Here is a 12,506-nt window from a genome sequence, read left to right as displayed (position 1 = left end):
TAATACATGAACAATATGAACGTAATTATTGCCGATGACCATCCGATTGTTCTGTTCGGCATTCGTAAATCTCTTGAACAAATCGAGTGGGTGAACGTTGTCGGTGAGTTCGAAGATTCCACAGCATTGATCAATAACCTGCCAAAGCTTGACGCACACGTCCTTATCACCGATCTCTCTATGCCGGGCGATAAATATGGCGATGGCATTACTCTTATCAAATACATTAAGCGCCATTTCCCGAACCTGTCCATTATCGTTCTGACCATGAACAATAACCCGGCTATCCTGAGCGCCGTACTGGATCTGGATATCGAAGGCATCGTGCTTAAGCAAGGCGCGCCGACCGATCTGCCGAAAGCGCTGGCTGCGCTGCAAAAAGGCAAAAAGTTCACGCCGGAAAGCGTTTCCCGTCTGCTTGAGAAAATCAGCGCGGGCGGCTATGGCGATAAACGCCTGTCGCCGAAAGAGAGCGAAGTGCTGCGCCTCTTCGCAGAAGGTTTCCTGGTGACGGAAATCGCCAAGAAGCTAAACCGCAGCATCAAAACCATCAGTAGCCAGAAAAAATCGGCGATGATGAAGCTTGGCGTTGATAACGATATCGCCCTGCTTAACTACCTCTCTTCCGTAAGCCTGACGCCTGCGGACAAAGACTAAAAAAAAGCCCTCGCAGAGTAGCGAGGGCTTTTTTATCGAAGCGCGACGTTCACCCGTCGCGCTTTTTTTATTCCCGCTTATCCTCGCGCCCGGCGCACCCGCTCGGCATAGACGGCAAGCGTCTGCTTAAGCACATCCAGCGTAACCGGCTTGGACAAACAGCTGTCCATGCCCGATTCGATACAGCGTTGCTTCTCTTCCGCCAGCGCGTTAGCGGTCACGCCAACTACCGGCAGCGTCAGCCCCAACTGGCGGATGCGCTGCGTCAGGCGATAACCATCCATGTTCGGCATGTTAACGTCGCTCAGCACAATATCGATATGATTTTTACTGAGTACGTTAAGCGCATCCACGCCGTCATTGGCGGTTTTGCACTGATAGCCGAGCGAACCAAGCTGGTCGGCCAGCAGGCGACGGTTAATAGGATGATCGTCAACCACCAGAATCATCATGTCGTCGTTCTGCTCGGTATTGCTGGCGGCAGCCTGCAACGCAGACGCGCCCGCAGGCACCGCGACATTAATGCTGTAAATGCGCCCAAGCAGCGTGATGACTTCATGCGGCGAAGCGACGCTGTGCAGCCAGACGCCGGCGGCTCGCTCAAGCGGGATGCCGATATGGCGACGGCAGAAAATAATCGCGGCGCGGCCGCGCCAGGCGCCGTCAAGCTCATCGTCGGTAATCAGCACGTCTTCTTTATCTGGCTCTTCGCCTTCATAGCACTGCACCCGAATTCCGTTTTGCTCAAGCAGCGTCTGGAGATAGTGGTTCAGCGAGGCGTTTCGCACGGCGAGCCAGCAGCGTTTATCCGCCAGACCGTCGATGCTCGCTTTCGGCGGCGTCTGCGCCTCATAAAGCGGAATGCGCACGGTGAACTGGCTGCCCATGCCAGGTTCAGTATCTACCGAGATATCGCCATCCATCATGCTGATGAGTTTTTCGCAAATCGCGAGGCCCAGCCCGGTGCCCTGGAAGTTGCGCTGCACGCCCGTGCCGACCTGGAAGAACGGGTCGAAAAGACGCACCACCTCTTTCGCCGGGATGCCGACGCCGGTATCGCGCACGCGGAAGCTCAGGTAATCCCCTTCGACCTGCACATGCAGAATAATGCAGCCGATGTCGGTGAACTTGATGGCATTGCTTAACAGGTTGGAGATGACCTGTTGCAGACGCATCGGGTCGCCCTGCAGCGTCAGCGGCACATCCGGCTCGATAAAACAGTAAAGGCCGAGCTGTTTGCGCACCACCAGCGGCAGATAGTTGGCGGTGATATGGCTCATCACTTCCCGCGGGGAGAACTCGCGCGGCTCGATTTTCAACTGCTCGGACTCAATTTTCGAGAAATCGAGAATATCGCTGATGATTTTAAGCAGCAGGCTCGACGAGTTGTTCATCGCCGTCACCAGCCTGTCGACCCCTTTCGGCAGCGCTTTGGTTTGCAGCAGGTCGAGGTTACCGATAATGCCGTAAAGCGGGGTGCGCAGTTCGTGGCTCACCGTCGCGAGGAACATCGATTTCGACTGGCTCGCCTGCTCCGCCGCCTGCGCCATATCCTGCAGCGACTCTTCCATCTTCACGCGTGCGGAAACATCCACCAGTACGCAGATAGCCACGTTCTCATTACGGTAGCGCGAATGCACGAAGCTGATTTGCAGGTTGGTGTTATTGCTGGTCAACACGTCGACGAAGTTAACCTGCTGGCCGCAAATAATCTGCGTGAGCCGCTGGCGGTCTTCATGGGTGAGCATGTTGAGGTAATTGTGCGCCAGTTCGTTCGAAAGAATATTGGTGCCGTCTACGGTACGGAGAATGCAAATCCCCACCGGCGCGGAGGCGACAATCTTACGGTTGAATTGCTCATGCTCCTCCAGCCGCTGGGCATCGTTTTCCGCCGGAATGAAAATGCGCCGTTCATACATGCGCGCCAGCGTAAAGAGCACAATCCCCACCAGCACGTTCAGCAATACGGCGTTAAGGATAAGCATGCGGATGCGCTCCAGCACCATATCCACCGGCACGGAGTAGATAATGCTGAGCGAAGACGGCGGCAGCGTTTTCTTGAGGATGAGTTGCTTAAAGCGGGCGGTATAGCCAAACCAGGTGCGTTCCTGCACCCAGCGCGGGTCCGGCTCGATGCGCGTTTCCGGCCCGGTTAAGGAAAGCAGCGGATGGCCGCTCTCATCCAGGATAGTCACGCCCATCGGCAGGCTGCCGGGGGTGTAGAAGTTCTCCATGCGGATGGTTTGCTCAATGCCAAGCAGCGCCTGCAGTCGGTTGCCCGGATAGACCGGCGTCAGGGAGTAGAAATAACCGATGCCAGGACGCGGCCCCTGCCCTACCCAGTAAAGGCTGTTGCCCCGCTCTTCCTGCGGCGCGTTGCGATACTTCATGATGCGCTCGTGCAGCGCCTGCAACGTTTTGTCACGCTCAAGCGGCATATCGCGCAGCCCAAAATCGGCCATACAGAGATTATCTGAGCCAATCAAAAAGACGCGATTGAGGTCGTAGGCCGCTGAAAAATTATCGTGCCAGTAACGTAAAAACCAGGAGAGCGACTGCAGCGAGCCGCGCCAGGCGTTGCCCAGAGTATTGCAGTCTGAATCGGGAAAGAGCGGCACAAAGGTCGGCGTGTCGAGCCGGTCGTCAGACCGCTGGGTCATTTTCAGGGTTTTATCGTCGTTCTGGAGCTGGTTTTCCGCAATGTACTTCAGCTCTTTCATGACGTCCGAGGTGCGCTGAATATAGCGCTGCGCCTGGTCGTAGCTGAGGTTGAATTCCTGATGGATTTCCGCCTCTTTATCATGAAGCGCGCCAACAATATAAAACACTGAAAACAGCGCGATAAGCAGCCACAGCAGTAAGGCTAAAGCCCGGAACAGATAGCGCGAGACTTTAAGCGTCGTGCGAAAAGAGACGAAGTATTTCAAGGTGGCACCGGTAGCCGTCGACAGGTGATAAAAAAAGAATGTCGTTTAAGGTAGCCGTAAAAACCCAAGGTCGCAACGGCAAAGCAAAGGGCCGGTTTCCCGGCCCTTAGGACACAGAACAAACGAATTACTCGTCTGCGTCGTCTTCTTCCGCGTCGTCGATATCGTCTTCTTCAACTTCAGATGCGATTTCGTCGTCGCCTTCCGCGACGCTGCCGTCGATGGAGTCGAGCTCTTCGTCATCCACCGGCTCGGCCACGCGCTGCAGACCCACCACGTTTTCCTCTTCCGCCGTGCGGATGAGGATAACGCCCTGGGTGTTACGGCCCACTTCACGGATTTCCGAAACGCGGGTGCGCACCAGCGTACCGGCATCGGTGATCATCATGATCTGGTCGCACTCGTCTACCTGCACCGCGCCGACCACCGCGCCGTTGCGCTCGGTCACCTTGATGGAGATAACGCCCTTGGTGGCGCGGGATTTGGTCGGATACTCTTCAACCGGCGTACGTTTGCCGTAACCGTTCTGCGTGGCGGTGAGGATAGCCCCTTCGCCGCGCGGCACGATAAGCGAAACGACGCTGTCGCTGTCCGCCAGACGGATGCCGCGCACGCCAGTGGCGTTACGGCCCATCGGACGCACGGCGTCTTCTTTGAAGCGCACCACTTTACCCTGCGCCGAGAAGAGCATCACTTCGTCATCCTTCGCGGTGAGGTCGACGCCAATCAGCTCGTCGCCCTCTTTCAGGTTGACGGCGATGATGCCGGCGGTACGCGGACGGCTGAACTCAGTAAGCGCCGTTTTCTTCACGGTGCCGCTGGCGGTCGCCATAAAGACGCTGACGCCTTCTTCGTATTCGCGCACCGGCAGAATGGCGGTGATGCGCTCGTTCGCTTCCAGCGGCAGCAGGTTGACGATAGGACGACCGCGCGCCCCGCGGCTCGCTTCCGGCAACTGGTAGACCTTCATCCAGTAGAGACGGCCGCGGCTGGAGAAGCAGAGGATCGTATCGTGGGTGTTGGCCACCAGCAGACGATCGATAAAGTCCTCTTCTTTAATACGCGCGGCGGATTTGCCTTTCCCACCGCGGCGCTGCGCTTCATAATCCGAAAGCGGCTGATACTTCACATAGCCCTGATGAGACAGGGTGACCACCACATCTTCCTGGTTGATCAGATCTTCAATGTTGATATCGGCGCTGTTCGCGGTGATTTCGGTACGGCGCTCGTCACCAAACTGGTCGCGGATCGCTTCCAGCTCTTCACGAATGACTTCCATCAGACGATCGGCGCTGGAGAGGATGTGCAGCAGCTCGGCAATCTCATCCAGCAGCTGTTTGTACTCGTCGAGCAGTTTTTCGTGCTCAAGACCGGTCAGTTTCTGCAGACGCAGGTCGAGGATCGCCTGAGCCTGCTGTTCGGTCAGGTAGTATTTGCCATCGCGAATGCCGAACTCCGGCTCCAGCCACTCCGGACGCGCGGCGTCATCGCCGGCGCGCTCGAGCATGGCGGCCACGTTGCCAAGATCCCAGCCTGCGGAAACCAGGCCCGCTTTCGCTTCCGCTGGCGTCGGCGCACGGCGGATAAGCTCGATGATCGGGTCGATATTCGCCAGCGCGACCGCCAGACCTTCAAGGATATGGGCGCGTTCGCGCGCTTTGCGCAGTTCGAAAATCGTGCGACGCGTCACCACTTCACGACGGTGACGGACAAACGCGGCCAGAATCTCTTTCAGCGTCATGATCTTCGGCTGGCCATGGTGCAACGCCACCATGTTGATGCCAAAGGAGACCTGTAGTTGGGTCTGGGAGTACAGGTTATTCAGCACCACCTCGCCCACTGCGTCACGCTTAATCTCAATGACGATGCGCATGCCGTCTTTATCAGACTCGTCGCGCAGCGCGCTGATGCCTTCAACGCGTTTTTCTTTCACCAGCTCGGCGATTTTCTCAATCAGGCGCGCTTTGTTCACCTGATACGGAATTTCATGCACGATGATGGTTTCGCGGCCGGTTTTCGCATCCGCTTCCACTTCCGCGCGGGCGCGAATATAGATTTTGCCGCGACCGGTGCGGTACGCCTCTTCGATGCCGCGGCGGCCGTTAATCAGCGCGGCGGTCGGGAAGTCTGGCCCTGGGATGTACTCCATCAGCCCTTCTACGCTGATGTCTTCGTCCTCGATATAAGCGAGGCAGCCGTTAATCACTTCGGTAAGGTTATGCGGCGGAATGTTGGTCGCCATCCCGACCGCGATGCCGGACGAGCCGTTAACCAGCAGGTTCGGGATCTTCGTCGGCATGACTTCCGGAATTTTTTCCGTGCCGTCGTAGTTATCAACGAAATCGACCGTCTCTTTCTCAAGGTCGGCCATCAGTTCATGGGCGATTTTCGCCAGGCGGATTTCGGTATAACGCATCGCCGCTGCGGAGTCGCCGTCGATGGAGCCGAAGTTGCCCTGGCCGTCGACCAGCATGTAGCGCAGCGAGAACGGCTGCGCCATACGCACGATTGTGTCGTAAACCGCGGAGTCACCGTGGGGATGGTATTTACCGATTACGTCGCCGACAACACGGGCGGATTTTTTGTAGGCTTTGTTCCAGTCGTTGCCCAACACGTTCATGGCGTAAAGTACGCGGCGGTGAACGGGTTTGAGGCCATCTCGGACATCCGGAAGCGCGCGGCCGACAATAACCGACATCGCGTAATCCAGATAGGAGCTCTTCAGCTCTTCCTCAATGTTGACCGGTGTAATTTCTCTGGCAAGGTCGCTCATCTGACCGTTATCCCTCTACTGTGTCCCGGATTCAAAGGTCGGAAATTATAACACAAGCGGGTGATTATCAGTAAGCGGAATAGACCCGCAGAGCGCTTTATTCCCCTGTTTTGCCTGTTATACTCGACGCTCTTGCGAAGAAAGGAGTAAATGCGCTGATGAATGCTGAAAAACCCCCCGTTGCGCGCAACGTTGACCACGAAGAAATTGCCAAATTCGAAGCCGTAGCGTCGCGCTGGTGGGATCTGGAAGGCGAGTTTAAACCGCTGCATCGCATCAATCCCTTGCGCCTTGGCTATATCGTCGAGCGTTCAGGCGGCCTGTTCGGCAAAAACGTGCTGGATGTCGGCTGCGGCGGCGGCATTCTGGCTGAAAGCATGGCCCGCGAAGGCGCATCGGTGACCGGACTCGATATGGGCTTCGAGCCCCTGCAGGTGGCGCGCCTGCATGCGCTCGAAAGCGGCGTTCAGGTGGATTACGTACAGCAAACGGTGGAAGAGCACGCTCTCCAGAACGCGGGCGCTTATGACGTGGTGACCTGCATGGAGATGCTTGAACATGTGCCGGACCCGCGCTCGGTAGTTCAGGCGTGCGCGAAGCTGGTTAAACCCGGCGGCCACGTTTTCTTCTCTACCTTAAACCGCAACGGCAAAGCCTGGCTGATGGCGGTAGTCGGCGCGGAATATGTGCTGCGCATGGTGCCGAAAGGCACGCACGATGTGAAAAAATTCATCAAACCTGCGGAATTGCTCGGCTGGGTGGACGAAACCCAGCGATTAAAAGAGCGCCATATTATCGGTCTGCACTACAACCCGATAACCAACCGCTTCAAGCTCGCGCCTGGGGTTGATGTAAATTATATGTTGCATACTGAAGCCAAAAACCCTGCCTGATATAAGCTTTTCGTATTAAAAATTGCGCAGCGTTCTGTTGCGCAATTTTTTGGCTGACCAGGAAATCGGCGTTCGATCATATTTTCATTTTTTTTCTTCTGATATTGACACGACCTTCAGCCCTTATAAGACGCGCACTTAGATAATTTCATCGTTTCGTAACCGCAAATTAACGTTGAAATCAAGCCTTGTTCTCAAAAGAATCCAGACTAGAATACTCACCATATAGCGTTTCACTTATCTCAAACCCCCTATATATAGTATTTATCCACAGAGTTAATCACAAAGTTAGCCCTGTGAATAAGCGGGGGATATTTCTATTTCACGGACAGGTATATTTCACATGAATCAGAGTCTGCTGGTGACAAAACGTGATGGCCGTAAAGAGCGCATCGATCTGGACAAAATTCATCGTGTTCTCGACTGGGCGGCTGAAGGGCTGAACAACGTATCCATCTCTCAGGTGGAGCTGCGTTCTCACATTCAGTTCTATGATGGCATCACAACCTCCGACATTCATGAAACCATCATCAAGGCCGCGGCGGATCTTATCTCCCGCGACGCCCCGGACTACCAGTACCTGGCCGCGCGCCTGGCTATCTTCCACCTGCGTAAAAAAGCTTACGGCCAGTTTGAGCCGCCGAAGCTTTATGCTCATGTCGTCAACATGGTTGAGCTGGGCAAATACGACAGACATCTGCTGGAAGACTACACGGAAGAAGAGTTCCAGCAGATGGACGGTTTTATCGACCATCATCGCGACATGAACTTCTCCTATGCGGCCGTTAAGCAGCTGGAAGGGAAATACCTGGTTCAGAACCGTGTCACCGGCGAAATTTACGAGAGCGCGCAGTTCCTCTACATACTGGTTGCGGCCTGCCTCTTCTCCGGCTACCCGCGTGAAACCCGTCTGGATTACGTGAAACGCTTCTACGACGCGGTCTCCACCTTTAAAATTTCGCTGCCGACGCCGATCATGTCCGGCGTGCGCACCCCGACTCGCCAGTTCAGCTCCTGCGTGCTTATCGAGTGCGGCGACAGCCTGGACTCCATCAACGCCACCTCCAGCGCGATTGTGAAATATGTTTCCCAGCGCGCGGGCATCGGCATCAACGCCGGCCGCATTCGCGCGCTCGGCAGCCCCATTCGCGGCGGCGAAGCGTTCCATACCGGCTGCATCCCGTTCTACAAGCATTTCCAGACCGCGGTGAAATCTTGCTCCCAGGGCGGCGTTCGCGGCGGCGCGGCGACCCTCTTCTACCCAATGTGGCATCTGGAAGTGGAAAGCCTGCTGGTGCTGAAGAACAACCGCGGCACCGAAGCGAACCGCGTGCGTCACATGGACTACGGCGTGCAGATCAACAAGCTGATGTACACCCGTCTGCTGAAAGGTGAAGAGATAACCCTGTTCAGCCCGTCCGACGTACCGGGCCTGTACGACGCGTTCTTCGCCGACCAGGATGAGTTCGAACGTCTGTATGTGAAATATGAAAAAGACGACAGCATTCGCAAGCAGCGCATCAAAGCGTCCGAGCTCTTCTCGCTGATGATGCAGGAGCGCGCCTCCACCGGCCGCATCTACATCCAGAACGTTGACCACTGCAACACCCATAGCCCATTTGACCCGGTTGTCGCGCCGGTGCGCCAGTCTAACCTGTGCCTGGAAATCGCGCTGCCGACCAAACCGCTGGAAGATGTCAACGACGAGAATGGCGAAATCGCGCTCTGCACCCTCTCTGCCTTTAACCTTGGCGCGATTGAGAACCTGAACGAACTGGAAGAGCTGGCTATTCTTGCGGTACGCGCCCTTGACGCCCTGCTCGACTACCAGGATTACCCAATCCCGGCCGCAAAACGCGGCGCGATGGGTCGCCGTACGCTGGGTATCGGCGTTATCAACTTCGCTTACTACCTGGCGAAGCACGGCGTGCGTTACTCCGACGGCAGCGCCAACAACCTGACGCACAAAACGTTCGAGGCTATTCAGTATTTCCTGCTGAAGGCGTCTAACGAGCTGGCGAAAGAGCAAGGCGCCTGCCCGTGGTTCAACGAAACCACTTACAGCAAAGGCATCCTGCCAATCGACACCTACAAAAAAGACCTGGATGCGATTGCTAACGAGCCGCTGCACTACGACTGGGAAACCCTGCGCGAATCGATCAAAACGCACGGCCTGCGCAACTCCACTCTGTCGGCGCTGATGCCTTCGGAAACCTCTTCGCAGATTTCCAACGCCACCAACGGCATTGAACCGCCGCGTGGCCACATCAGCATCAAAGCGTCGAAGGACGGCATTCTGCGTCAGGTGGTGCCGGATTACGAACACCTGAAAGAGCAGTATGAACTGCTGTGGGAAATGCCGAACAACGACGGCTATCTGCAACTGGTGGGTCTGATGCAGAAATTCATCGACCAGTCGATTTCGGCGAACACCAACTACGACCCGCAGCGCTTCCCGTCAGGCAAAGTGCCGATGCAGCAGCTCCTGAAAGACTTGCTCACCGCGTACAAGTTCGGCGTGAAAACGCTGTACTACCAGAACACCCGCGACGGTGCGGAAGATGCCCAGGATGACCTGGCGCCGTCCATTCAGGACGACGGCTGCGAAAGCGGCGCTTGTAAGATTTAAGAAGGTCGTTGACCTGAAGCAGCCCTCTTCCCGGTGAAGAGGGTTTCTCTTTTCCCCCTCGCCCCTGCGGGGAGAGGGCCGGGGTGAGAGGCGTACTCAAATCGCCTCTTATCAACAAAGCCGTTTCACAGGATTTACGTCATGGCCTACACCACTTTTTCACAGACGAAAAACGACCAGCTTCTTGAACCCATGTTCTTCGGCCAGCCGGTCAACGTAGCGCGCTACGATCAGCAAAAATATGAAATTTTCGAAAAGCTTATCGAAAAGCAGCTTTCGTTTTTCTGGCGTCCGGAAGAGGTGGATGTCTCCCGCGACCGCATCGATTTCCAGGCGCTGCCGGAGCATGAAAAGCATATCTTCCTGAGCAACCTGAAGTACCAGACGCTGCTGGACTCCATTCAGGGCCGCAGCCCGAACGTCGCGCTGCTGCCGCTTATCTCTATTCCGGAGCTGGAAACCTGGGTTGAAACCTGGGCCTTTTCCGAGACTATCCACTCGCGCTCTTATACGCACATCATCCGCAACATCGTGAACGACCCGGCGCTGGTGTTTGATGATATCGTCACCAACGAGCAGATCTTAAAGCGCGCCGAAGGCATCTCTCATTACTATGATGACCTGATCGAGCTGACCAGCTACTGGCATCTGCTGGGCGAAGGCACCCACAGCGTGAACGGCAAAACCGTTACCGTGAACCTGCACGAGCTGAAGAAGAAGCTCTACCTGTGCCTGATGAGCGTGAACGCGCTGGAAGCGATTCGCTTCTACGTCAGCTTCGCCTGCTCCTTCGCTTTCGCCGAGCGCGAACTGATGGAAGGCAACGCCAAAATTATTCGTCTGATTGCCCGCGACGAAGCGCTGCACCTCACCGGCACCCAGCATATGCTGAACCTGATGCGCAGCGGCGAAGATGACCCCGAGATGGCGCAGATAGCCGAAGAGTGCAAACAGGAGTGTTACGACCTGTTCGTGCTGGCGGCGCAGCAGGAAAAAGAGTGGGCGGAATACCTGTTCCAGGGCGGCTCGATGATCGGCCTGAACAAAGATATCCTCTGCCAGTACGTCGAGTACATTACGAACATCCGCATGCAGGCGGTGGGTCTGGATCTGCCGTTTAAGACCCGCTCAAACCCGATCCCGTGGATCAACACCTGGCTGGTTTCCGATAACGTGCAGGTGGCGCCGCAGGAAGTGGAAGTGAGCTCTTATCTGGTCGGCCAGATCGATTCTGAAATCGACCACGACGATCTTAGCAGCTTCCAGCTCTGATATGTGCCGCGTTACGCTTCGCCTCACCGGTTCACAGCTTGAGTGCGACGAGGAGCATCCTTCGCTGCTTATTGCACTCGAATCGCACAAGGTGGCGGTGGAATACCAGTGCCGCGAAGGCTACTGCGGCTCATGCCGCACGAAACTGGTTACAGGCCAGGTCACCTGGCTTACCGAGCCGCTGGCGTTTATTCAGCCAGGCGAAATTCTCCCCTGCTGCTGCAAAGCGCAGGGGGACATAGAAATAGAGATGTAATCTCTTACAGAAAAGCAAAAGGGGCCGAAGCCCCTTTTTTATTGGTTTTTGTGCAGGTACTGCACCGCTTTGTCCGGGAAGTCGGTAAACACCCCTTCCACATCGGCCTGGCGGTAAAGCACCTCATAAAGCTGATTCACATCGCTGACGTAATCCGGAAGCTTATCGGCGCGCACGGTGTAAGGATGAACAGGCAAGCGGCTGGCATGCGCTTCCTGCGCCATCGCCGTGAGCTTCACGTTCCCCTTTGTCGACCCTGGCGCCACCAGCATGTGGTAATCAGGGCCAATGCCGTCGGCATATTTCGCAATCTCTTTCATTGCGCCAGGTTTGAACATCCAGTCGTAGCTGTAGTTAACCCAGGTGCCGTCTGGCTGCTGCTGCTGGGTTTCGTTCCAGTCGGTGTACGCGATAAGCTGCACAAGCTTCAGATCCATCCCCATCTTCGGCTCAAGCTCGGTTTTAATGCGCTTAAGCTCATTAGCGTCGAAGCATTGCAGGTACACAGCATCTCGCTTTGCAACATAGCCATACTGCTTCAACACCCCGAGCACCTTCGCCGCGATATCTTTCCCTTCCTGATGGTGAAACCAAGGGGCTTTAATCTCCGGATAGATGCCGATGCGCTTGCCGGTTGCGTGGTTCAGCCCCTGAACGAACTCAATTTCCTCTTCAAAGGTGTGCACGCGGAAATCTGATTTGCCCATCGGAAAACGGCCCGGGAAGGTCTGCACCTTTTTGCCGTTTTCGAGATCAAACCCCTCGGTGAATTTCAGGGATTTGATCTCCGCGAGCGTAAAGTCGATGGCGTAATAGCGCCCGTCTTTACGCGCCCGGTCGGGAAACCGTTCCGCCACGTCGGTGACGCGATCCAGGTAGTGGTCATGCAGCACCACCAGCTGGTCATCCTTTGTCATCACCAGATCCTGCTCAAGGAAATCCGCCCCCTGGGCATAGGCCATCGCTTTAGCCGGCAATGTATGCTCCGGCAGGTAGCCGCTCGCGCCGCGGTGCGCAATCACGATTTTATCGATCGCCGCCGCGCTCCCCGCCACGGCGCAAAGCGCCAGCGTCATAAGCGTTGTTTTAAGCTTCATCT

At 56.0% G+C, this 12,506-nt stretch carries 8 protein-coding genes; 5 read left to right on the top strand and 3 right to left on the bottom strand.

All coding sequences use genetic code 11. The features are described from left to right. Positions 1 to 6 precede the first annotated feature (6 nt). Positions 7 to 657: a response regulator transcription factor RcsB gene (gene rcsB, locus IEX01_RS17165; RefSeq protein WP_024554072.1), complete on the top strand. Its 651-nt coding sequence runs from the start codon at positions 7 to 9 to the stop codon at positions 655 to 657. 77 nt (positions 658 to 734) lie between these two features. Here the strand turns inward: rcsB and rcsC are convergent, their stop codons facing one another. Together rcsC and gyrA are read right to left on the bottom strand one after the other, a co-directional pair. Further along, positions 735 to 3,584, bottom strand: coding sequence for a two-component system sensor histidine kinase RcsC (gene rcsC / locus IEX01_RS17160; RefSeq protein ID WP_188724227.1), 2,850 nt, complete (start codon positions 3,582 to 3,584; stop codon positions 735 to 737). Positions 3,585 to 3,711: 127 nt separating this feature from the next. Beyond that, on the bottom strand, positions 3,712 to 6,357 hold the full coding sequence (gene gyrA / locus IEX01_RS17155; protein ID WP_024556252.1) for a DNA topoisomerase (ATP-hydrolyzing) subunit A: 2,646 nt from the start codon (positions 6,355 to 6,357) through the stop codon (positions 3,712 to 3,714). A 158-nt stretch (positions 6,358 to 6,515) separates the two neighbouring features. On the opposite strand from gyrA, the gene ubiG reads away from it, so the two are divergent. From ubiG to yfaE, 4 genes are all read left to right on the top strand, one after another. After that, entirely contained in the window at positions 6,516 to 7,250 is a 735-nt protein-coding gene (gene ubiG / locus IEX01_RS17150; RefSeq protein ID WP_048888501.1) for a bifunctional 2-polyprenyl-6-hydroxyphenol methylase/3-demethylubiquinol 3-O-methyltransferase UbiG, read from the top strand. 343 nt (positions 7,251 to 7,593) lie between these two features. Continuing rightward, positions 7,594 to 9,879: a class 1a ribonucleoside-diphosphate reductase subunit alpha gene (gene nrdA, locus IEX01_RS17145; RefSeq protein ID WP_024556250.1), complete on the top strand. Its 2,286-nt coding sequence runs from the start codon at positions 7,594 to 7,596 to the stop codon at positions 9,877 to 9,879. Between the two features lie 141 nt (positions 9,880 to 10,020). Then, complete coding sequence (gene nrdB, locus IEX01_RS17140) at positions 10,021 to 11,151, top strand: class Ia ribonucleoside-diphosphate reductase subunit beta (protein ID WP_024556249.1); 1,131 nt, start codon at positions 10,021 to 10,023, stop codon at positions 11,149 to 11,151. Between the two features lies 1 nt (position 11,152). Next, positions 11,153 to 11,407, top strand: coding sequence for a class I ribonucleotide reductase maintenance protein YfaE (yfaE, locus tag IEX01_RS17135; protein ID WP_024556248.1), 255 nt, complete (start codon positions 11,153 to 11,155; stop codon positions 11,405 to 11,407). A gap of 38 nt (positions 11,408 to 11,445) precedes the next feature. On the opposite strand, the gene glpQ is transcribed toward yfaE, so the two are convergent. Further along, a complete protein-coding gene (glpQ, locus tag IEX01_RS17130) occupies positions 11,446 to 12,504 on the bottom strand; it encodes a glycerophosphodiester phosphodiesterase (RefSeq protein WP_188724226.1) in 1,059 nt (352 codons plus the stop codon). Positions 12,505 to 12,506 lie beyond the last annotated feature (2 nt).

Origin of the sequence: Franconibacter daqui, assembly GCF_014644275.1 — a bacterium.
GTDB lineage: Bacteria > Pseudomonadota > Gammaproteobacteria > Enterobacterales > Enterobacteriaceae > Franconibacter > Franconibacter pulveris.
Note: the sequence above shows the minus strand (reverse complement) of the source record. Positions and strands in the feature narration are given on the sequence as shown.